At 65.1% G+C, this 21553-nt stretch carries 17 protein-coding genes; 10 read left to right on the top strand and 7 right to left on the bottom strand.

Annotated features, from left to right (window positions below):
* Nucleotides 1-7 precede the first annotated feature (7 nt).
* The 4 genes from P5703_RS07980 (at nt 8) to P5703_RS07965 (ending at nt 2223) form a co-directional block, all read left to right on the top strand.
* Nucleotides 8-586 (top strand): ANTAR domain-containing response regulator, encoded by a 579-nt coding sequence (locus tag P5703_RS07980; RefSeq protein ID WP_013983023.1) that lies wholly within the window; start codon nt 8-10, stop codon nt 584-586.
* 290 nt (nt 587-876) lie between these two features.
* A complete protein-coding gene (locus P5703_RS07975) occupies nt 877-1398 on the top strand; it encodes a hypothetical protein (protein WP_279641072.1) in 522 nt (173 codons plus the stop codon).
* Nucleotides 1389-1574 (top strand): hypothetical protein, encoded by a 186-nt coding sequence (locus tag P5703_RS07970; protein ID WP_279641071.1) that lies wholly within the window; start codon nt 1389-1391, stop codon nt 1572-1574. Before P5703_RS07975 ends, P5703_RS07970 begins: the two co-directional genes overlap by 10 nt.
* 205 nt (nt 1575-1779) lie before the next feature.
* Nucleotides 1780-2223, top strand: a complete 444-nt coding sequence (locus tag P5703_RS07965) for a thioesterase family protein (RefSeq protein ID WP_011913518.1) — start codon at nt 1780-1782, stop codon at nt 2221-2223.
* Here the strand turns inward: P5703_RS07965 and P5703_RS07960 are convergent.
* The gene (locus P5703_RS07960) at nt 2220-3155 is read right to left on the bottom strand and encodes a 1-phosphofructokinase family hexose kinase (protein WP_125459759.1); all 936 of its coding nucleotides are present in this window, start codon (nt 3153-3155) and stop codon (nt 2220-2222) included. The genes P5703_RS07965 and P5703_RS07960 overlap by 4 nt on opposite strands.
* A gap of 350 nt (nt 3156-3505) precedes the next feature.
* Here P5703_RS07960 and P5703_RS07955 point away from each other — a divergent pair, with 350 nt between their 5' ends.
* Both P5703_RS07955 and P5703_RS07950 read left to right on the top strand, forming a co-directional pair.
* Nucleotides 3506-4717 (top strand): nitrate/nitrite transporter, encoded by a 1212-nt coding sequence (locus P5703_RS07955; protein ID WP_019406073.1) that lies wholly within the window; start codon nt 3506-3508, stop codon nt 4715-4717.
* A gap of 61 nt (nt 4718-4778) precedes the next feature.
* A complete protein-coding gene (locus tag P5703_RS07950; RefSeq protein ID WP_285586051.1) occupies nt 4779-6452 on the top strand; it encodes a bifunctional protein-serine/threonine kinase/phosphatase in 1674 nt (557 codons plus the stop codon).
* A gap of 1 nt (nt 6453) precedes the next feature.
* Here the strand turns inward: P5703_RS07950 and P5703_RS07945 are convergent, their stop codons facing one another.
* On the bottom strand, nt 6454-6762 hold the full coding sequence (locus tag P5703_RS07945) for a hypothetical protein (protein ID WP_013983028.1): 309 nt from the start codon (nt 6760-6762) through the stop codon (nt 6454-6456).
* Between the two features lie 489 nt (nt 6763-7251).
* Between P5703_RS07945 and nirB the strand changes: the two genes are divergently transcribed.
* Genes nirB through cobA form a run of 4 tightly spaced genes read left to right on the top strand, consistent with a single transcriptional unit; the run spans nt 7252 to nt 13582 of the window.
* Nucleotides 7252-9717 (top strand): nitrite reductase large subunit NirB, encoded by a 2466-nt coding sequence (gene nirB / locus P5703_RS07940; RefSeq protein ID WP_285586049.1) that lies wholly within the window; start codon nt 7252-7254, stop codon nt 9715-9717.
* A gap of 23 nt (nt 9718-9740) precedes the next feature.
* Nucleotides 9741-10070, top strand: coding sequence for a nitrite reductase small subunit NirD (nirD, locus tag P5703_RS07935; RefSeq protein WP_013983030.1), 330 nt, complete (start codon nt 9741-9743; stop codon nt 10068-10070).
* 43 nt (nt 10071-10113) lie between these two features.
* Complete coding sequence (locus P5703_RS07930) at nt 10114-12819, top strand: nitrate reductase (RefSeq protein WP_285586046.1); 2706 nt, start codon at nt 10114-10116, stop codon at nt 12817-12819.
* Between the two features lie 25 nt (nt 12820-12844).
* The gene (cobA, locus tag P5703_RS07925) at nt 12845-13582 is read left to right on the top strand and encodes a uroporphyrinogen-III C-methyltransferase (RefSeq protein ID WP_048328911.1); all 738 of its coding nucleotides are present in this window, start codon (nt 12845-12847) and stop codon (nt 13580-13582) included.
* A gap of 94 nt (nt 13583-13676) precedes the next feature.
* Here the strand turns inward: cobA and P5703_RS07920 are convergent, their stop codons facing one another.
* The 5 genes from P5703_RS07920 to P5703_RS07900 form a co-directional block, all read right to left on the bottom strand.
* Entirely contained in the window at nt 13677-16031 is a 2355-nt protein-coding gene (locus P5703_RS07920; protein WP_014596958.1) for an efflux RND transporter permease subunit, read from the bottom strand.
* 16 nt (nt 16032-16047) lie between these two features.
* Nucleotides 16048-17046 (bottom strand): WD40/YVTN/BNR-like repeat-containing protein, encoded by a 999-nt coding sequence (locus P5703_RS07915; RefSeq protein WP_285590124.1) that lies wholly within the window; start codon nt 17044-17046, stop codon nt 16048-16050.
* Nucleotides 17047-17487: 441 nt separating this feature from the next.
* Nucleotides 17488-20148, bottom strand: coding sequence for an aminopeptidase N (pepN, locus tag P5703_RS07910; protein WP_285586040.1), 2661 nt, complete (start codon nt 20146-20148; stop codon nt 17488-17490).
* 220 nt (nt 20149-20368) lie between these two features.
* Complete coding sequence (locus P5703_RS07905) at nt 20369-21208, bottom strand: DUF2797 domain-containing protein (RefSeq protein ID WP_017245208.1); 840 nt, start codon at nt 21206-21208, stop codon at nt 20369-20371.
* On the bottom strand, nt 21208-21486 hold the full coding sequence (locus tag P5703_RS07900; RefSeq protein WP_011913532.1) for a YeaC family protein: 279 nt from the start codon (nt 21484-21486) through the stop codon (nt 21208-21210). The genes P5703_RS07905 and P5703_RS07900 overlap by 1 nt, the downstream gene beginning before the upstream one ends.
* Between the last annotated feature and the right edge of the window lie 67 nt (nt 21487-21553).

Raw genomic sequence — 21553 nt, 5'->3', positions numbered from 1 at the left:
CTCCGGCATGCTGCGTATCCTCCTGATCGACGACACCCCGCGGAAGATCGGCCGCCTGAAGAGCGCGCTGATCGAAGCCGGCTTCGAGGTCATCGACGAATCCGGCCTGACCATCGACCTGCCCGAGCGGGTCGAGGCGATCCGTCCCGACGTGGTGCTGATCGACACCGACTCACCCGGCCGCGATGTGCTCGAGCAGGTGGTGCTGGTCAGCCGCGATCAGCCACGCCCCATCGTCATGTTCACCGATGACAGCGACCCGGACGCCATGCGTCAGGCCATTCGCGCCGGGGTCAGTGCCTATATCGTCGAAGGCATCCAGGCCCAGCGCCTCAAGCCGATCCTCGACGTGGCAATGGCCCGTTTTGAAAGCGATCAGGCAATACGTGCGCAACTGCAGGCCCGGGAGCAGCAGCTGGCCGAACGCAAGCGCATCGAGCTGGCCAAGGGCATGCTGATGAAGATGCGAAACTGCAAGGAAGAAGAGGCCTACACCCTGATGCGCCGCCAAGCGATGAGCCGGCAGCAGAAGCTGATCCAGGTCGCCGAGCAGATCATCGCGATGAACGAGTTGCTCGGCGAATGACCGCGCCCGGTCACGGTGCGCCAGGCAGGCCACTGCACCAGCGGCGGGCAGGCGCTACAGCGAATCATCGTGCGCCACGGCTGCCGAGAAACGCCGCTGCGCCCCAACCTAGTGGCATCGCACTGGCCGGCGAGCGTCAAGCGCGGAACTGGCAAGCCGCTTGCTTGGCTGGATAGGCCGAACCAACGAAGGTGTCGGCACAGACAAAGGCGTCCTCGACTGCATGTGCGCATGCGGTTCGGACGCCTTTTTTGTTGCGCGCTTCGCGCCCAAGGCTGGGGAGTTTCAAGATGACCATAACCGCGACCGTGGCGATCGCCTGCGCCCTGCTGCTGCTCGGCCGTTACCTAAACCGCATGGCCACTGCCAGCCACGCCCAGCGCGTGCGCGATCTGCGCGTACGGGCACTGCTGGAAGACCTGGAAATTCTGCGCCTGCTGCAACAACACCGCGGCCTCGGCGCGCAGCACGAGGCCGCCGCCGTTGCACTGCGCCATGCCGTGGCCGCCAGTCTGACCCAGCGTCTGCAACAGCGCAGCGCTATGCCCGATCCACACGCGGTCGCCGCTGACTGGGCGCAACTTCGCGACACGCCGGCCGATTTCGACGGCCATAGCCGCCTGATCGATAGCCTGATCGCCGCCATCGACGAGCGCGAGCCGCTGGGTCAGGCTGCCGTACGCTGGAGGATGTGGCGCGCCTGCGAGGTTTGTGCGTGCTTGCCTCGAACCAGGGCGGTTGCACACCAGGCCTGCAAGCCCGCCTCATGTCTCTGTGCCGACGCCTCGGCAGTGACCCGGACGTGGAGCTGAAACGCCTGATCGGCAAACTGGAGCGCGGCGTGATCCACGCACAACAGCCGAGGCTCAGCCCGCCGCAGTGCTTCGCACTGATCACGCCGTTGATCGACGCGCGCCTGCGCTCGATCCAGCAACGTCTGCAGCATGACAGCCTGAAGGGGCTGCCAGCCGCGCATAAGCCGGGGTGATGGAATCATGACCACGCTGTCCGGCGACCGTGGCGGTGGCCGTGGAACCGGCCAAGGCCATGAGCGGTGGTCTTCTGTAAAACGGCCTTGTCCATGAAGTACCGCCTTTGGCTGGTCCATTCGCAGTCAATACCGCTCCCGCGCCTGCCCCGGGCAAGTGACACAGCGCTAGAATGCCCGCCTTCATTCGACGACCGAGCACCTCATGGCGCGCCTCAACCTTCAGTTTCCGGAAGACCAGTACTGCTTTTCCACCCAACTCACGGTGCGGATCACCGATATCAACGCAGCCAACCATCTGGCCAACGACTCGATGATTTCGATGATCTCCGAAGCGCGGGCGCGCTTTCTGTTCGCCTACGGGGTGCCGGAGACGCGCCAGGACGGCAGCGGCATCATCGTCACCGACCTTGCCACCACCTACAAGGCCGAAGCCCATGCCCGCGATGCGCTGCTGTTCGAGGTCGGCGTGATGGATTTCAACAAGTACGGCGGTGACATCATCTTCCGCATCACCCGGCCGGCCGACGGCGTGCTGATCGCCATGGCCAAGTCCGGCTTCGTGTTCTACGACTATGGGCAGGCGCGGGTGGTAGCGATGCCCGAGGCATTCGCCGCCAAGTTTCCACGGGTCAACCGGATCGACTAGGCGCGCTCCAGCGCCTCGAGCAAGCGCTGCACATCGTCGCGATGGCACAGCTCGGTGCCAGGCCGCATCACCGTCGCGGCACCGGCCGCGATGCCCTGGCGCACCGCCGCGTCTACCGAACGCCCATCCGCCAGTGCCTGCACGATGGCACCCAACATGCTGTCGCCCGCCCCCACTGCGCTGACCACAGGCACCTGCGGCGAGCGCAGGCGCTCCAGCCGTTCGCCATAGGCATACAGCGCACCCTCGGCCCCCAGAGACAGTACGACGATCTCGGCGCAGCCCCGGGCGATCAGGCTGCGCAGGGCCTCTTGCTGCTCGGCCTCGCTGGTCAGGGCGCCGCCCATCAGGGTGGAAAGCTCCTCGAGACTGGGCTTCATCAGGTACACACCGCCATGCCGGGCCGCATGGCATAGCGGCTCACCGGAGAGGTCGACCACCAGCCGGGCACCGAGCCGCAGGGTCAGGGCGCGCAGGTCATCGAAGAAGGCCAGGTCCGTGCCGGGCGGAAAGCTGCCGCTCAGCACGACGTACCCTGGCGCCGGACGCAGCGCCGCCAGCGTCTGCAGGCAGCGCTCCAGCTCCTGCGCCGACAGCACCGGACCAGGTAGCACGAAGCGGTACTGCAGGCCCGATTGCAGCTCATCGACGGTGAAACTCTCCCGCGTATCGCCGACGATGGGCACGGGGCGATGCACCAGTCCGAGTTCGTCGAGCGAACGCCGCAGCAGATCGCCGAACGGCCCCCCGGCCGGGTAGACGGCGACCGCCTTGCCACCGAGGGTCTTCACAACCCGCGCGACGTTGATGCCGCCACCGCCAGGGTCATGGCGAGGCGCCGAACAGCGCAGCTTCTGGGTATCGGTGACCCGGGCGGTGCTGACCGAAAGGTCCATCGCCGGGTTGAGGGTCAGGGTCGCAATCAGGGGCATCGCTCGCTCCTTGGCAAGTGCTGCCCAAGCCTACCAGCAACGGCGGCGACTGCACCGCCCTGCCCCGATTTGGCCCATCGCTGCGCACTCGTTGTGCAGCTGCCGCACTCGCCACGTGCAACTGAAACGCCGGGAGCCACGCGCGACGGGCTTTCGCGATGGCTGGCACGCTAGATGCTTTGCTCTGGCACGCAGGCCAACGGCGGTCTGCCCATACGACAAAGGCGTCGCAACATTCCTGCTCCGGCAGGCGTGCTGCGGCGCCTTTTTGTTTTCCGCCTCGCCGATGGGGCGGATCGAGCAGCCCTGGCGGCCAACGCCGCGCCACGTAACGCCCTGGAGTCGATCCAATGAGCACAAGTTTCTGGAAAGCCGGCCACGCGCCGACCCTGTTTGCCTCCTTTCTCTATTTCGACCTGAGCTTCATGGTCTGGTACGTGCTCGGGCCGCTCGGCGTGCAGATCGCCGCCGACCTGGGTCTGACCACCCAGCAACGCGCGTTCATGGTGGCGACGCCGATCCTCGCCGGCGCCGTGCTACGACTGGCGCTTGGCATCCTCGCCGACCGCACCTCACCGAAGACTGCCGGGCTGTTCGGCCAGAGCGTGGTCATCGTTGCCCTGCTGGTGGCCTGGTTGCACGGCATCAACAGCTATGAGCAGGCGCTGCTGCTCGGCCTGTTCCTCGGCATGGCTGGCGCCTCCTTCGCCGTGGCGCTACCGCTGGCCTCGCAGTGGTATCCGGCGGAACATCAGGGCAAGGCCATGGGCATCGCCGGCGCGGGCAACTCCGGCACCGTGCTGGCGGCGCTGTTCGCCCCGGTACTGGCGGCGATCTTCGGCTGGAACAATGTGTTCGGCCTGGCCCTGATCCCGCTGGTACTCACCCTCATCATCTTCGCCAGCGTGGCGAAGAACGCGCCCAACCGCCCGGCGCCCAAGTCGTTGGCCGACTACATGAAGGCACTCGGCGACCGCGACAGCTGGTGGTTCATGTTCTTCTACAGCGTGACCTTTGGCGGCTTCCTCGGCCTGGCCAGCACCCTGCCCGGCTATTTCCACGACCAGTACGCCTTCGACCCGGTCAAGGCCGGCTATTACACCGCCGCCTGCGTGTTCGCCGGCAGCCTGCTGCGCCCACTCGGCGGTGCCCTCGCCGACCGCATCGGCGGCATTCGCGCGCTGCTGGTGATGTACACGGTCGCGGCCATCTGTATTGCCGCAGTCGGCTTCAACCTGCCCAGTTCCACGGCCGCCCTGGCGCTGTTCGTGGTCGCCATGCTCAGCCTCGGTGCCGGAAACGGTGCGGTGTTCCAGCTGGTGCCGCAGCGTTTCAACAAGGAAATCGGCGTGATGACCGGGTTGGTCGGCATGGCTGGCGGTATCGGTGGCTTCCTGCTCACCGCCGGGCTGGGCGCGGTCAAGCAGTCCACCGGCGATTACCAGCTCGGCCTCTGGCTGTTCGCCAGCCTCGGTGTGCTCGCCTGGTTCGGCCTGCATGGCGTCAAGCGTCGCTGGCGCACCACCTGGGGTTCGGCCGCCGTCACCGCCGCGCGGGTCTGATGCCGATGCCGCAGGGCGCGATTATTGCTGCGCCGCCGTACCGAGCCTTTCGAGAACGATCATGCCCCTGCGATTGAGTTACGGCGAGGCCAGCGCCGCCGGCCCGCGGCCGGAAAACCAGGATGCGCTGCGCGTCGTCACGCCGGCCCCGGCGCTGGCCACCGGCAAGGGCTATCTGTTCGCACTGGCCGACGGCGTCAGCCAGTGCGCCGATGGCGGGCTGGCGGCCCGCGCGACCTTGCAGGCGCTGGCCTTCGACTACTACGCGACGCCGGAAACCTGGGCCGTCGCACAATCGCTGGACCGTGTGCTGGTGGCGCACAACCGCTGGCTGCAGGCCAACGGCGGCAACCAGCCGCTGCTGACCACGCTCACGGCGCTGGTTCTGCGCGGCCGACGCTTCACCCTGGCGCATGTCGGCGACTGCCGCGCCTATCGCTGGAACGGCACCGAGCTGGAGCGACTCAGCGAAGACCATGTCTGGGAACAGTCGGGCATGCAGCATGTCCTCAAGCGTGCCCTAGGGCTGGATCAACACCTGGTGATGGACTACCTCGACGGCGAGCTGCAGGAAGGCGAAAGCTACCTGCTGCTGAGCGACGGGGTCTGGTCGTGCGTCCCCGAGCGCGACATCGCGCATATCCTGCACGATCAACCCGACCTCGGTGCCGCCGCCCGGGCGCTGGTCAACCTGGCGCACCAGAGCGGCAGCCAGGACAACGCCAGCGCCCTGCTGCTACGGGTGGACGCGCTGCCCGAGGCGGTGCTCGCCGATACCCTGGCGCAGCTCGATCACTGGCCGCTGCCACCGAAGCTGCGCGCCGGGCAGACCTTCGAGGGCTGGCAGGTAACCGCGCTGCTGCATGAGTCGCGGCAATCGCTGATCTACCGCGTACTGGATGGTCAGGGCCAACCGTGGCTGTTGAAGACGCTGCCGCCCAGCCGGCAGGACGAGTTGGACGCCGGCCCCGCCCTGCTGCAGGAAGAGTGGTTCATGCGCCGCGTCGCCGGGCGGCACTTCGCCGAGCTGCATCCCCTGCCACAGCGCCAGCATCTCTATTACGTGCAGCGCGAGTACCCCGGTTGCACCATGGCGCAACGCTTCGCAGAAGAAGGTCCGTTGCCACTTGCCGATCTATTGCAGATCGCCCCACGGCTGATCCGCGCGGTGGGCATGCTGCATCGGCGCAACATCCTGCACCGCGACATCAAGCCGGAAAACCTGCTGCTGGGCGAAGACGGCGAACTGCGTCTGCTGGATTTCGGCCTGGCGTTCTGTCCGGGATTGTCCCGCGACCTGCCCAACCACCTGCCGGGCACGCCCAGCTTCATAGCCCCGGAGGCCTTCGCCGGTGCCGAGCCAAGCCCCGCGCAAGACCTCTATGCAACTGGCGTGACGCTCTATTACCTGCTGACAGGGCACTACCCCTACGGCGAGATCGAGGCGTTTCAGCGTCCACGATTCGGCCAGCCGACGGCAGCCAGCCGCTATCGCCCCGACCTGCCGAGCTGGCTGGAGGAAAGCCTGAGCCGCGCGGTGGCGGTCGATCCACGCCAGCGCTTCGAAACCGCCGAGCAGTGGTTGCTGGAACTGGAACAGGGCGAACAGCGCAGCGCCAGTCTGCAACCCCGCCCGCTGCTCGAACGCGAGCCGCTGAAGGTCTGGCGCGGCATGGCACTGCTGTCGCTGCTGCTCAACCTGTTGCTGGTCGTACTGCTGATGAAGAGCGCCTGATTCAGCGCCGGGTGATCAGGCCCTGCCGCGCGACGCGGGTCAGCTCACGCACGCATTCTTCCAGGCGCTCTGCTGTCGGCGCCTGGATCACGGCCAGGTCGAAGCTGTCGGTGGCAAAACGCGCCAGCGACTCGTCGGCCGAGGCGAACTGGATAAGCAGGGCGCGGGATTTGCGATGGCGTCGCGGCCAGCCTTCCAGGTAGCGCAACAAGGAGGGCTGGTGAGAACCGCCCAGGAGGATCTTGGGATTGCTGGGAGTGAGGCCGCTGGTGATGGGGGCCAGGCGCAGCTGAGCGTGCTTTGCATTCATTGATTCGACTTCCGCCTCGAGGATTCCGCTGGGCAGCGGTGGGAGGCGACACCGGAACCAGCGCTTTAGCGGTATTTCGAAGCCATCGGCTCCAGGCGCCCCGCAAGTAGCTGACTAAATCGGCGCATGGGCAAGACTTTAGAAAAGCCGGCCACCCCCTGTCAACGCTCCGTCCTCGGAACGAGCCAGGGCTTCCCGCACCATGACAGCGCAAGCTGCCGCATATCGGTGCAGCATTCACCCGCTCAGGGCAGCCATAAGTTCGCGCAAAGCGTTGAAAGGCGGCGTATTTCAGAATTGGCACAGGCTCTGCAAAGCAAACGTCGAAGATGACATACGACCTGACCCTCAACGTGGAGCGGCAGGTTTCCCGACTGAGCGGGACACGGACAAAGGCGTCCTCACCGGAGAACCGGTGGGACGCCTTTTTTGTTGCTGAAAAGAATTCGAGCAGGCCAGACGGCGAACCGGATGGCACGGAGAACGGGCATGAAGAAACTCAAACTGGTGATGATCGGCAACGGCATGGCCGGCGTGCGAACCCTCGAAGAGCTGCTCAAGCTGACCAACGAGCTCTACGACATCACGGTGTTCGGCGCCGAGCCGCATCCCAACTACAACCGCATCCTGCTCTCCCCCGTGCTGGCCGGCGAGCAGCAGTTCGAAGAGATCGTGCTCAACGACCTGGACTGGTACGCCGAGAACGGCATTCGCCTGATGCTCAAGCGCAAGGTGGTGAAGATCGATCGCGCCCGTCGCCGGGTCATCGCCGACGACGGCAGCGAGGCCGAATATGACCGCCTGCTCATCGCCACCGGTTCCAATCCGTTCATTCTGCCGATTCCCGGCAAGGACCTGCAGGGGGTGATCGGCTACCGCGACATTGCCGACACCCAGGTGATGATGGAAACCGCCAAGACCCACAGGCACGCGGTGGTCATCGGCGGCGGCCTGCTCGGCCTGGAGGCGGCCAATGGCCTCAAGCTGCGCGGGATGGATGTGACCGTGGTGCACATCGGTGACTGGCTGATGGAGCGCCAGCTGGACAAGACCGCTGGCACCCTGCTGCAGAGCGCCCTGGAGAGCCGCGGCCTGAAGTTCCTGCTGCCAAAGCAGACAGCCGAGCTGATCGGAAACGACGAAGGCCGCGTCAAGGCCGTACGCTTCGCCGATGGCGAGGTGATTCCCGCTGACCTGGTGGTGATGGCCGCCGGCATCCGCCCCAACAGCGAGCTGGCCGAGCAGGCAGGCCTGCCTTGCAACCGCGGCATCCTGGTCAACGACACCCTGCAGACCTACGATCCGCGCATCTATGCCGTCGGCGAATGTGCCAATCATCGCGGCACCGCCTATGGCCTGGTCGCCCCGCTGTTCGAACAGGCCAAGGTCTGCGCCAACCACCTGGCCATGCTCGGCTTTTCCCGCTATCTCGGCTCGGTGACTTCGACCAAGCTCAAGGTTACCGGCATCGATCTGTTCTCGGCCGGCGATTTCATCGGCGGCGAAGGCACAGAGACCATCACCCTCTCCGACCCCATCGGCGGCGTATACAAGAAACTGGTGATCAAGGATAACGTGCTGGTCGGTGCCTGCCTCTACGGCGACACCGCCGACGGCGGCTGGTACTTCCGCCAGGTGCGCGAGGGCCAGAACGTCGCGCAGATCCGCGACCATCTGATGTTTGGCGCGGCCGGCTTAGGCGAGGGCGCCATCGGCGATGCCGGCCATCAGGGCCAGAGCAAGGCCATGTCCATGCCGGACGACATGGAAGTCTGCGGCTGCAACGGGGTGTGCAAGGGCACCATCGTCAAGGCGATCCAGGAGCACGGGCTGTTCTCGGTGGACGAGGTGAAAAAGCACACCAAGGCCGCCAGTTCCTGTGGTTCCTGCACCGGGCTGGTCGAACAGATTCTGATCAACACCGTGGGCGGCGCGGCCGACGTCAAGCCGAAGAGCGAGAAGGCCATCTGCGGCTGCAGCGACCTCAACCATGGCCAGGTGCGCAAGGCCATTCGCGAGCACCACCTGATCAGCATCCCGGCGGCCATGGCCTTCATGGAATGGCGCACGCCGAACGGCTGTGCCACCTGCCGTCCGGCGCTGAACTACTACCTGATCTCCACCTGGCCGGGCGAGGCCAAGGACGATCCGCAGTCACGTTTCATCAACGAGCGCGCCCACGCCAACATCCAGAAGGACGGCACCTACTCCGTGGTGCCGCGGATGTGGGGTGGCGTCACCAATGCCGCCGAGCTGCGACGCATCGCCGACGTGGCGGACAAGTACCAGGTGCCGATGGTCAAGGTCACCGGCGGCCAGCGCATCGACCTGCTGGGTATCCGCAAGGAAGACCTGCCGGGCGTCTGGAAAGACCTGGACATGCCCTCCGGCCACGCCTACGGCAAATCCATCCGCACCGTGAAGACCTGCGTCGGCAGCGAGTTCTGCCGCTTCGGCACGCAGAACTCGACGCAGATGGGCATCGACCTGGAACACGCGCTGTTCAACATGTGGTCGCCGCACAAGGTCAAGCTGGCCGTCTCCGGCTGCCCGCGCAATTGCGCCGAATCCGGTATCAAGGACGTCGGCATCATCGGTGTGGACTCCGGCTGGGAGCTGTACATCGGCGGCAACGGCGGCATCAAGACCGAGGCCGGCGAGTTCTTCGTCAAGGTGAAGAGCGCCGAGGAGGTCATGGAATACAGCCTGGCGTTCCTCCAGCTCTACCGCGAGGAAGCCTTCTACCTCGAACGCACCGTGCACTACCTGCAGCGCGTCGGCATGGATCACATCAAACAGGCCGTGCTGAACGATGCCGAGCGGCGCAAGGCGCTGCACCAGCGGCTGCTGTTCTCGCTTTCCTTCGAGCAGGACCCGTGGCAGGAGCAGCTTTCCAAGCCGCAGCTGAAGAAGGAATTCGACCGCATCGCCGTCAAGCAGCTGGAAAACGCCTGAGCACCGACCTGGAGGGACACCGCATGAACTGGCTCGATATCTGCGCACTGGATGAGATCAACCCGCTCGGCTCGCGCATCGTCGCCGGCCCCAAGGGTGACATTGCGATATTCCGCACCGCGGACGATCAGGTCTTCGCCCTCGACGATCGCTGCCCGCACAAGGGCGGGCCGCTGTCGCAGGGGATCGTCTACGGCAAGCAGGTCGCCTGCCCGCTGCACAACTGGCAGATCGATCTGGCCAGCGGCGAGGCCCTGGCCCCGGACGTCGGCTGCGCCCATCGTCACGCGGCGCGCGTCGAGAACGGGCGCGTGCAGCTTTCGCTGAACCCGCGCAAGGAATGCGCGGCCTGAACACGCGCAATTGACCCAGCACCTTTTTCCAGGAGACGACGCCATGCGTATGACAACCGCCTCGACCTGCTGCTACTGCGGAGTCGGCTGTGGCGTGCTGATCGAGCACGACGGCGAGCGCATCCTCGACGTGGCCGGCGACCCCGGCCATCCGGCCAACCTCGGCAAGCTGTGCAGCAAGGGCTCGACCCTGCACCTGACCGGCGACCTGGGCGCCCGCGCGCTCTACCCGGAGCTGCGTCTGGGCAAGGGCCTGGCCCGTGGTCGCACCGACTGGGACAGCGCGCTGGAGCATGCGGCCAGCGTATTCGCCGAGACCATCCGCGAACACGGGCCGGACAGCGTCGCCTTCTATGTCTCCGGCCAGCTGCTGACCGAGGACTACTACGCCTTCAACAAACTGGCCCGCGCCCTGGTCGGTACCAACAACCTGGATTCCAACTCGCGGCTGTGCATGTCCTCGGCGGTGGTCGGCTACAAGCGCAGCCTGGGCGCAGACGCCCCACCCTGCTCCTACGAAGATATCGAGCAGGCCGACTGCCTGCTGATCGCCGGCAGCAACATGGCCTACGCGCATCCGGTGCTGTTCCGCCGGCTGGAGGAAGCCAAGGCGAAGCGGCCGGAGATGACCATCATCGTCGTCGACCCGCGGCGCACCGACACCAGCGAACTGGCCGATCTGCACCTGCCGATCCTGCCCGGCACCGATGTCGCGCTGTTCCACGGCCTGCTGCATATCCTCATGTGGGAAGGCTGGATCGACCGCCGCTTCATCGATGCGCATACCGAGGGCTTCGATGCGCTGAAAAGCCTGGTGCGCGACTACACCCCGGCGATGGTCGCCGACCTCTGCGGCATCTCGGTAGATGATCTGCAAACCTGCGCACGGCTGATCGGAAGCGCTCCGGCCTTCCTCTCCCTGTGGTGCATGGGTCTGAATCAGTCTACCGCCGGCAGCGCGAAGAACAGCGCGCTGATCAACCTGCACCTGGCCACCGGACAGATCGGCAAGCCGGGCGCCGGGCCCTTCTCACTCACCGGTCAACCGAACGCCATGGGCGGCCGCGAAACCGGCAGCCTGTCCAACCTCTTGCCCGGCCACCGCGACGCGACCAATGCCGAACACCGTGCAGAAGTGGCGGCCTACTGGGGTGTCGAGCAGCTGCCCGAACAGCCTGGATTGCCCGCCATTGGGCTGTTCGAGGCGGTGCGTGCAGGCAAGATCAAGGCGCTGTGGATCGCCTGTACCAACCCGGCGCAGTCGCTGCCGGACCAGCAGAAAGTCCATGAGGCCCTGGCCACCTGCCCCTTCGTCGTGGTGCAGGAAGCCTTCTTCACCACCGAGACCTGCCGCCACGCCGACCTTCTGCTGCCGGCCGCGAGCTGGGGCGAGAAGGAAGGCACGGTGACCAACTCCGAGCGCCGCATCAGCCATGTACGTCGCGCCGTGCCGGCGCCCGGCGAAGCCCGCGCGGACTGGGCGATCACTTGCGATTTTGCCCGACGGCTGGAACGTCACCTGCGTCCCGGCGCGCCGAGCCTGTTCGCGTTCGAGAGTGCCGAAGCGCTGTTCGAGGAGTACAAGCCGCTCACCGCCGCCCGCGATCTGGACTACAGCGGCCTGAGCTACGCACTGATCGACACCCTCGGTCCGCAGCAATGGCCGTTTCCGCCAGGCAGCGAACTGGGCACCGCGCGGCTGTATGGCGACGGTGTGTTCCCCACTGCCAATGGCCGCGCGCGCTTCGTTGCCGAGCACTACCAGGCGCCGAAGGAAAAGCGCGAGGCACGCTATCCGCTGACGCTCAACACCGGTCGGCTGCGCGACCAGTGGCACGGCATGAGCCGCACCGGCACCGCGGCGCGGCTGTTCGGCCATGTCGAAGAGGCGCTGCTTGGCATGAACGCCGAGGACATGCGTCGCCGGCGTCTGCTGGACGGCCAGCTGGTAGAGGTGAAGAGCCGGCGCGGCAGCCTGATCCTGCCGGTGCAGAAGGACGACAGCTTGCGCGCCGGCCAGGCGTTCCTGCCGATGCACTGGGGCGATCGCTTCCTCAAGGGTTTGGGTAGCAACGCCCTGACTCTGGCCAGCGTCGACTCCCTGTCGAAGCAACCGGAACTCAAGCATGCCGGCATCGAAGTGGAACGAGTCGAACTGCCGTGGCAGTTCTTTGCGCTGGTCGAGGGCGACGTGCAGCGACGTTTCGAGGCGCTGCGGCCATTGTTCGAAACGTTCGACTACGCCAGCTTCAGCCTCGGCGGGCGCGAGCGTTCGGCACTGCTGATCCGCGCCGCCCGGAAAGCGGCGCCAACGGCAGTCGAGCTGGTTGCCGTCGACCACCTGCTCGGCCTCGATGAAGGTCCGGTGCTGGCCTATGACGATCCCCGCCGTGCTGTCGGCAAGCGCGTACGCATCGAGGACGGCCGTATCGTCGCCCTGCGCCTGGCCGGCGAAACCGCCGCCCGGCAGTGGCTGCGCGGGCTCTGGGAAAGCGGCAGTGCGGACGCCGAACTGCGCCGCTGGCTGCTGGCGCCGCTCAGTGCGCCACCGGGCAATGCCAAGGTCGGAACCGACCGCACGCTGTGCAACTGCCTGAACGTCAGCCAGAGCGCGATCTGCGCTGGCATCGAGCGCGGTCTCGATCTGGCCGGCCTCAAGCAGGAACTCGGCTGTGGCACCAGCTGCGGCTCCTGCGTGCCCGAACTCAAGCGCCTGCTGGCCCACCAGCCGGAACGCGCACTTCTCTGATACCAACCAAGACGAGGATTACCCCATGAGCGCAAAAGTCTGGCTGGTAGGCGCCGGCCCTGGCGACCCGGAGCTGCTGACCCTCAAGGCCGTGCGCGCGCTGGGCGAGGCACAGGTGGTGATGATCGATGACCTGGTCAACCCCGCCGTGCTCGAACACTGCCCGAACGCTCGCATCATCCCGGTGGGCAAGCGCGGCGGCTGCCGCTCGACGCCGCAGGCCTTCATCCACCGGCTGATGCTGCGCTACGCCCGTCAGGGCAAGTGTGTGGTGCGCCTCAAGGGTGGCGATCCGTGCATCTTCGGCCGTGGCGGCGAGGAGGCCGAATGGCTGGCGGCGCGCGGCATTGAGGTCGAGCTGGTCAACGGCATCACCGCCGGCCTGGCCGGCGCCACGCAATGCGGCATCTCGCTGACCCAGCGCGGCGTAGCGCGTGGCGTAACATTGGTCACCGCGCACACCCAGGATGACAGCAGCCTCGAATGGCAGGCGCTGGCCAAAAGCGGCACCACGCTGGTGGTGTACATGGGTGTAAGCAAGCTGGAGCAGGTGCAGGCCGGGCTGCTGGAAGGCGGGATGAACGCCAGCACGCCGGTGGCCATGATCGAGAACGCCTCGCTGCCCCAGCAGCGCGAGTGCCGCTCCAGTCTCGCCGGCATGTGTCGCGACGCCCACGCCTTCGAGCTGAAGAGCCCGGCCATCCTGGTGATCGGTGACGTGGCCGCGCAGGCCATTGCGCAAATGCTGAGCCAGACGGCCTGATCCTCCGGGGCCCGGAGCGTTGGCCCCCTTCCCTTTACTTCCACTCAAAAAAAAACCGCGGCCCAAGGGCCGCGGTTCTTCGCTACATCCCGGCTCACCCCTGCTGCCGCAGCTTCTCCGGTTTGATCAGGAAGCGCGCCAGGGCAGGCAGCAGCCAGATCGCCCCGACCATGTTCCAGAGGAACATGAAGGTCAGCATCAGCCCCATGTCGGCCTGGAACTTGATCGCCGAGAACACCCAGGTCACCACACCGATCGCCAGGCAGACGCCGGTGAAGATCACCGCCTTGCCGGTGGACTTGAGCGTCTGGTAGTAGGCCTCCTGCAGGGTCAGCCCCTGACGCAGGAAGGACTCCAGGCGGCTGTAGATGTAGATGCCGTAGTCCACACCGATACCCACGCCCAGCGCGATCACCGGCAGCGTGGCGACCTTCACGCCGATGCCCATGAACGCCATCAGCGCGTTGCCGAGGATCGAGGTCAGCACCAGCGGCAGGATCACGCAGAGCGTCGCGGCCAGCGAGCGGAAGGTCAGCAGACACATGATACTCACGGCCAGGTAGACGGCGATCAGCATGGTGGTTTCCGATGCCGCGATCACCTCGTTGGTCGCCGCCTCGATCCCTGCGTTGCCCGCTGCCAGCACGAACTCCAGGCCCTCGCGGTTGTTCTCCTCGGCGAAATCCTTGGCCGCAGCGACCACGTGCTCCAGCGTCTCGGCCTTGTGATCGTTGAGGAATACCAGTACCGGCGCCAGCGAGCAGTCGCTGTTGTACATGCCTTCGGCGCGGGCGATGGAGTTGTTCAGCACGTGCTGGTTACGCGACAGCGTTTCCCATTTCAGGCTGCCCTCGTTCATGCCCTTGATGCCCTGGCGCGCCACCGACACCATCGACACTGCCGACTGCACACCCTCGGTGTTCTGCATCTTCCACATCAGCTCGTCCATGGCGGCGAGCGTGTCGTAGTGCGAACAGCCTTCCGGTGCGGTCTTGACCATCACCACCAGCACGTCGGAACTGGTCGAGTAGTTGCGGATGACGAAATCGTTGTCCAGGTTGTAGCGCGAATCCGGGTGCAGCTCCGGCGCGCCCTGGTCGAGATCGCCGATCTTCAGGTTCTGGCCGTACCAGAGCCCGCCAGCCAGCGCCACCACGGCGATGGTGATGGAAATCGGTGCCACGGTCGGGCTGGCGAAGTTCGACAGCGCACGCCAGAACGGATGGTCGCGCGAGGCCTCTTCACGGGCCTGCTTGATCGCCTTCTGGCTAATGCCCATGTAGGAAATCGCCACCGGCAGCAGGATCAGGTTGGTCAGGATGATCACCGCCACGCCCAGCGATGCCCCGATGGCCAGCTCGCGGATCACGCCGATGTCGATCAGCAGCAAGGTAACGAAGCCCACCGCATCCGACAGCAACGCCACCATGCCTGGGATGAACAGCTGGCGGAACGCCATGCGCGCTGCCGTCACCGGGTCTTCGGTGAAACCGGAGGCCATGGCGATGCCGTTGATCTTCTGCACGCCGTGGGAAATGCCGATGGCGAACACCAGGAACGGCACCAGCATCGAATACGGGTCAAGCCCGAAGCCGAGGGTGTGCAGCAGGCCGAGCTGCCAGACCACCGCGATCAGCGTGGTGATCAACACCGCGATGGTGCTCTTCAGGCAACGGGTGAACCACAGCAGCAGGACGAAGGTGATACCGATGGCGACGATGAAGAACAGCGCCACGCCCACCAGCCCGTCGATCAGGTCACCGACCTTCTTGGCGAAGCCGATGATGTGCACCTTCACGTTCGGGTTCTGCGCCTGGTACTTCTCGCGGATTTTCTCTTCCAGCTCGTGGGAGAACTTCTGGTAATCCAGCTTGATCTGCCGCCCCTGGTCTTCCGGATCCGGATAGGACTCGAGCAGCGGCACGTCGATGATGCTGGACTTGAAGTTGTTCGCCACCAGGCGGCCGATCTGCCCGGACTTGAGGATGTTGTCGCGCAGGTCCTCGAGGCTCTCGGGCGAGCCGTCGTAGGTCTGCGGGATCACCTCGCCACCGGCGAAGCCTTCCTCGGTGACCTCGGTCCAGCGCACGCTGGGGCTCCACAGCGACTTCATGTTGGAACGGTCGACGCCGTGGATGTAGAACACCTCGTCGTGGATCTGCCGCAACGTCTCCATGTATTCCTTGGAGAAAATGTCGCCCTCCACCGCTTCCACGGAAATCCGCACGGTGTTGCCGAGGTTGGCCAGGTCGTTCTGGTGCTCGAGCATCTTCTGGATATACGGATGCCCCAGCGGAATCATCTTTTCGAAGCTGGTCTGCGGCCGAACCTGGGCCGCCTGGTAGAACAGGAACGCGCTGATCAGCAGGCAGAGGACGACCACTGCCGGCCGGTTGTTGAAGATCAGGCGCTCGAGGAACGACGCCGGCTTCTGTTGGTGCTTGGTCATGCAGACTCTCCCGGCTTTATTGTTTTGGGGCCAGATCCGCGCCCGATGGCGAGGCGATGCGAACACCACCCTGCCCTACCAGGATCAGGTTGCCTTTGGAATCGGAGGTAACGCCCGACAACGAACGGCGATCGGGACGGTTGACGAGTTTGAAGCTGCGACCCTGGTCCTCACTGGTCAGCACGGCGCCGCCATGACCGACCACAGCGATGCGCCCGTCTCGCAGCAGGGCACCATCGGCGAGCCCCGATTCCAGCGCATGACCGTTGGCGGTGGCCAGTTCGATGGTTTGCCAGCTATCACCGAAATCGGCAGAGCGGAACATGTGGCCACGCAGGCCAAAGGCGATCACCACACCGGGCTCAGAGCCGCCGACCACGCCGAAGAACGAGCCCTGATAAGGCGACTCGACCTTCTCCCAGGTTTCGCCCATGTCGGCGGAGCGGAACATGCCGCCCATTTCGCCAACCACGAACAGGCCGGAGCCTTCGATATGGGCAATGGCATTCAGGTGGAAGCCGTCTTCGTTCTCGAGCCGGTCGCTGATGTCGTCCCAGCTCTGGCCGCCGTCGATGGTTTCGATCAGCGCACCATAGGCACCGACCGCAATGCCGTGCTGGGTGTCTTCGAACCACACGTCGAGCAGGGGTGCTTCACGCTCGCGATCTTCGTACTGCACTTGCCAGCTTTGTCCGCCGTCGCTGGTCGACAGGACCAGGGCATCATGGCCGACCGCCCAGCCATGCTTGTCGTCGACGAAATCGATGGCCGTCAGCAGCTGACGGGTCGGCACCTTGGCCTGGGTCCAGCTGTTGCCGCCATCGTCGGAATAGAGGATATGGCCACGATCACCGGCCACGACCAGGCGATCACCGGCTTCGGTGATATCGAGCAGAAGGTTGGATGCGGCTTTCGCCGACTCGATGGAATAGAGGGTCTGGCCATCGGTAGCAGCCTGGACCGGCGCCGTTGTCGACAGCAACAGGAGCGAAACGGCGCCGCATAGCGAGAGCATGCCGGCAACCGATGAGTGAAAACGCGACGCCCTCGCCTGGCATGGAACCACGGCGCGGCCGAATAGTGTGCGCCGCTGAACGGGCTCACTCATACATACCCCCTTTATTCTTATTAGGTAAGGCCTGCACTACAGGCGCAGCCATCCTAGCCAGCTTCCGCGGACAGGCACAATTGGCCGGACGTTATGAATTGTTAACTCTCGCGCAATGATTGACGCGTGATCACTCAGGCTGATTGGGCCAGTGGCCAGTATGGCGACTGACTGGGTCGCCGTCGAAGTGACGATCGGACGCGGCGCGCCCGGGGATGGTCACCACAACGGGGATGCGATACGTCGATTTCGCTGTCGAGTCTTGAGCGGGCCATGGGGTGCGGGTGGGGCTGAAGCCCCACCCTATCGGCAAAGACGGCCGATCGCGGGCACGATCGGCCTTCGGACTCAGGCGAGGCTCTTGCTCACCACTTCATAGACATCGCTGGACAGTTCGCCGGAGGCCAGGATGCGCTCCAGCTCACCCTTCATCAGCGCCTGACGGGCGCCGTCGTACTTGCGCCAGCGGGTCAGCGGCGCCAGCAGACGCGAAGCGATCTGCGGGTTCAGGGCGTTGAGGGTGATCACCTGATCGGCCAGGAAGCGGTAACCGGCGCCATCGGCGCGGTGGAAGTTGATCAGGTTCTGATTGGCAAAGGCACCGATCAGCGCGCGCACCTTGTTCGGGTTCTTCAGGGTGAACGCCGGATGCTGCATCAGCTGCTGCACGCGCTCCAGCCCGCCGGGCAGCGGGCTGCCCGCTTGCACGCTGAACCACTGGTCCATCACCAGCGGGTTGTCCTTGAAGTGCTCGGCGAAGGCCTGCAGCGCCTTGTCGCGCTCGGCCTCGAACGGCGAGTTGACCAGCACCGCCAGGGCCGTCAGACGCTCGGTCATGTTGTCGGCATGCTCGAACTGCTCCAGGCAGGCTCCGAGCACCTCGGTCTTCTCGCTCAGCATCAGGTAGGACAGCGCGATGTTCTGCAGGGCGCGGCGCGCGAAGTGCTCCGCGGAGGCGACATAGGCCGTGTTGCGGGAGGTCTCGCGATTGGCCTGATAGCGATGCCACAGCGGCTCGAACAACGCATCGGCGATACGCTTGCGGGCAAACTCTCGGGCGGCATGAATGGCATCCACGTCGGCCACTTCGCTGATCTCGGTGAGGTAGGCTTCGCCTGGCAGCGAGAGCATCTCGGCAACCATCGCCGCATCCAGCGTCTCGTTCTGCAGCAGACTGCGCATTGCCTCGATCAGACGCTCGTCCAGCGCCAGTGCCTCACCACGCTGATGCTGGCCGATCAGCTCCTGCAACACCTGCACCGACAGCTGCTGACCCGCTTCCCAGCGATTGAAGCCGTCGGAATCGTGCTGCATGAAGAACATCAGCTGATCGCGGCTGTACGGATAGTCCAGCTTCACCGGTGCGGAGAAGCCGCGCAGCAGAGACGGCTGCGGGCGCTCGGGCACGTCGACGAAGGTGAAGCTCTGCTCGGCCTCGGTGACCGCCAGTACGCGGCTGGTGCCCTGGGCCTGCGCCTCACCTTGCAGGCGCAGCGGCAAGTCGCTGCCATCGGCAGCCAGCAGGCCCAGCTCCACGGGAATCACGAATGGCTCCTTGGTCGGCTGGCCCGGCGTCGGCGGGCAACTCTGGCGGAACGTCAGGCGATAGGTCTGCGCCGCCTCGTCGTACTGCTCGCTGACCGACAGACGCGGGGTGCCGGCCTGGCTGTACCAGCGCTTGAACTGCGACAGATCGGCGCCGTTGGCATCTTCCATCGCCTTGACGAAATCATCGACGGTCACGGCCTGGCCGTCGTGGCGCTCGAAGTACAGGTCGCTGCCCTTGCGGAAGCCTTCCTTGCCGAGCAGCGTCTGGATCATGCGCACCACTTCGGCACCCTTCTCGTAGACAGTCAGGGTGTAGAAGTTGGAGATCTCGATGAATGACTCCGGGCGCACCGAGTGAGCCATGGGGCCGGCATCCTCGGCGAACTGGTGGGTGCGCAGGTAGGCGACGTCCTCAATGCGCTTGACCGTCGGCGAATTCATGTCGGCGCTGAACTGCGCATCGCGGAAAACGGTGAAGCCTTCCTTGAGCGACAGCTGGAACCAGTCGCGGCAGGTCACGCGGTTGCCGGACCAGTTATGGAAATACTCGTGGGCCACGATCGCCTCGACCCGTTGGTGCGCGGCATCGGTGGCGGTTTCGGCGCGGGCCAGCACGGCGCTGGAGTTGAAGATGTTGAGGCCCTTGTTCTCCATGGCGCCCATATTGAAGTCGTTCACCGCGACGATCATGAAGATGTCCAAGTCGTACTCGCGACCGTAGGCCTCTTCGTCCCACTTCATCGACTTCTTCAGGCTGTCCATGGCGTGCTGGCACTTGTCGATGTTTTCCGGCTCGACGTAGATGCGCAGCGCCACCTCGCGTCCGCTCATGGTGGTGAAGCTGTCCTCGACACACCAGAGGTCACCGGCCACCAGGGCGAACAGATAGGCCGGCTTCTTGAACGGGTCTTCCCAGGTCGTCCAGTGACGGCCGTTGTCCTCGCTGCCACTGGCGATCGGGTTGCCGTTGGAAAGCAGCACCGGATAGGCCTTCTGCTCGGCGCTGACGGTGGTGGTGAACTTGCTCATCACATCCGGGCGGTCGAGGTAGTAGGTGATCTTGCGGAAGCCCTCGGCCTCGCACTGGGTGCAGAACATGCTGCCGGACTTGTAGAGCCCCTCGAGCGCGGTGTTGCTTTCCGGATGGATGACCACCGAGCTGTCGATGACGAAGCTGTCGCTGTCCGGCTGCAGAGTCAGGCAGTCTTCGCTGAGCTGATAGTCGCCCAGGCTCAGGGCGCGGTCATTCAGCGCAATGGCCAGCAGCTCGAGCTGCTGGCCATGCAGCTCCAGCGGCGGCAGCTTGCCTGCCGGGCGCTCGGGGTTGCGGCGCATCACTAACTGGGCGTGCACCAGCGTGCGATCCTCGTACAGCTCGAAGGTCAAGTGGGTTTCATCAATCAGGTACTCGGGGGCCTGGTAATCCTTCAGATGAATGACTTTCGGTTGTTCGGTGCGCATGGAAAACCTCGTCGACTGAGCTTCAAGCGGCAAGCTTCAAGCGGGATATGGCGATGGACTGCCAGCCCGGGGGCCGGCGTGCGAATGAGTTCGAGCTTAGCGTCTGTCGCGGCGGACTTGTAGGGTGGAGAACGGCGAAGCCTGCTCCACCCCTTGTTCCAGGCCGCTCGTCATTGAGCCTGGCGCCCCATGACCGCGGACAAGCGAAACGTCATCCACCCTACGCGGCGGCGCTGGCGGCCACCTGATAGGCGGTGAACTTGCGGATATTGATCACGCCGGTATCCAGGATCAGGTATTGACCCTTGATGCCCAGGAGCGTGCCCTCAACCACCGGGGTCTTGTCCAGATCCAGGCTCACGACCTTCGTCGGATAGGCCTCCACCGGATAGCGGATCTCCACCACCTCGGCGTCGGCGACCGGCTGGATCGCCTGCAGACCATAGCGCAGCTGCAGATCCCGCACCCCGTCGGCACAGGCATCGAAGATCCGCTCGCGCATCTCGATCAGGTCAATGGGCTCGGCGTCACCCTTGAGCAATGCTCGCCAGTTGGTGCGATCGGCAACCTGGCTGCGCAGCAGGTCTTCGACCATGCCCGACTGCTGGCGGGTGGCGACCCGCATGATCGGCAACGCCTGGCTCGCGCCCTGGTCGAGCCAACGCGTCGGCAGCTGGGTGGCGCGGGTGATGCCCACCTTGATGCCAGACGAGTTGGCCAGATAGACCACATGATCGGTCATGCAGAAATCCAGGCCCCACTGCGGATCGCGACAGGTGCCGAAATCGTGGTGGCACTTCTCCGGGCTCATGATGCAGACATCGCACTGCGGCAGTTTCTTGAAGCAGGGATAGCAGTAACCCTGGCTGAAGCTCTTGTTGGTCTTGCGCCCGCAATGGGTGCAGTGGATGGCGCCCAGGTATTCCAGCCGCAGCGTCCTGCCGATCAGCGGATTGACCGGCACCAGCCCTTCACCGAGGCGAAAGGCGTACTGCACCGGCACGCCCGACTCGAGCTGAACCGACATCTTCTCCAGCGCGCCGCGTCCGAGCTCCAGCATCAGTGGCGGGTTCCGGAAGCCGGTGCGAACAGGCTGGTGTCGATGGCGGCCTCGGCCTTCTTGCTCTTGGAGCCGCATTCCTGGCCACCCATGTAGCCGGTGCGCTCTTCTTCGGGAAGATTCTTCATCTCCCAGGCGATCACCGCCTGCATGCAGGTTTCCTTCTGCTCGGGGGTCAGCTTGCGGCCGTCAGCCCATTTGCCCAGTTCGAGGGCCTGCTTGAGGCTCGCGTAGATTTCGGGGGTGATGCTTTCGGCGGTTTGGATAAAGGTCGACATGGCCAGCTCCGAGGGAAACGAGCGGCCATTCTACCGGGCTGTCGCGCTTTAGGGAAAAGCGCGACAG

It is taken from the genome of Stutzerimonas sp. FeSN7 (genome assembly GCF_030263795.1).
Taxonomy (GTDB): Bacteria; Pseudomonadota; Gammaproteobacteria; order Pseudomonadales; family Pseudomonadaceae; genus Stutzerimonas; species Stutzerimonas stutzeri.
The sequence above is the reverse complement of the archived record's forward strand: the minus strand, read 5'-3'. Positions and strand labels throughout refer to the sequence as shown.

Coding starts and splice junctions, on each gene's coding strand:
- nirB (WP_285586049.1), top strand. CDS start 7,252: ATGAAGAAACTCAAACTGGTGATGATCGGCAACGGCATGGCCGGCGTG.
- P5703_RS07950 (WP_285586051.1), top strand. CDS start 4,779: ATGCCCCTGCGATTGAGTTACGGCGAGGCCAGCGCCGCCGGCCCGCGG.
- P5703_RS07980 (WP_013983023.1), top strand. CDS start 8: ATGCTGCGTATCCTCCTGATCGACGACACCCCGCGGAAGATCGGCCGC.
- P5703_RS07965 (WP_011913518.1), top strand. CDS start 1,780: ATGGCGCGCCTCAACCTTCAGTTTCCGGAAGACCAGTACTGCTTTTCC.
- cobA (WP_048328911.1), top strand. CDS start 12,845: ATGAGCGCAAAAGTCTGGCTGGTAGGCGCCGGCCCTGGCGACCCGGAG.
- P5703_RS07975 (WP_279641072.1), top strand. CDS start 877: ATGACCATAACCGCGACCGTGGCGATCGCCTGCGCCCTGCTGCTGCTC.
- P5703_RS07905 (WP_017245208.1), bottom strand. CDS start 21,208: ATGCTGGAGCTCGGACGCGGCGCGCTGGAGAAGATGTCGGTTCAGCTC.
- P5703_RS07920 (WP_014596958.1), bottom strand. CDS start 16,031: ATGACCAAGCACCAACAGAAGCCGGCGTCGTTCCTCGAGCGCCTGATC.
- P5703_RS07955 (WP_019406073.1), top strand. CDS start 3,506: ATGAGCACAAGTTTCTGGAAAGCCGGCCACGCGCCGACCCTGTTTGCC.
- P5703_RS07945 (WP_013983028.1), bottom strand. CDS start 6,762: ATGAATGCAAAGCACGCTCAGCTGCGCCTGGCCCCCATCACCAGCGGC.
- pepN (WP_285586040.1), bottom strand. CDS start 20,148: ATGCGCACCGAACAACCGAAAGTCATTCATCTGAAGGATTACCAGGCC.
- P5703_RS07930 (WP_285586046.1), top strand. CDS start 10,114: ATGCGTATGACAACCGCCTCGACCTGCTGCTACTGCGGAGTCGGCTGT.
- nirD (WP_013983030.1), top strand. CDS start 9,741: ATGAACTGGCTCGATATCTGCGCACTGGATGAGATCAACCCGCTCGGC.
- P5703_RS07960 (WP_125459759.1), bottom strand. CDS start 3,155: ATGCCCCTGATTGCGACCCTGACCCTCAACCCGGCGATGGACCTTTCG.
- P5703_RS07915 (WP_285590124.1), bottom strand. CDS start 17,046: ATGCTCTCGCTATGCGGCGCCGTTTCGCTCCTGTTGCTGTCGACAACG.
- P5703_RS07900 (WP_011913532.1), bottom strand. CDS start 21,486: ATGTCGACCTTTATCCAAACCGCCGAAAGCATCACCCCCGAAATCTAC.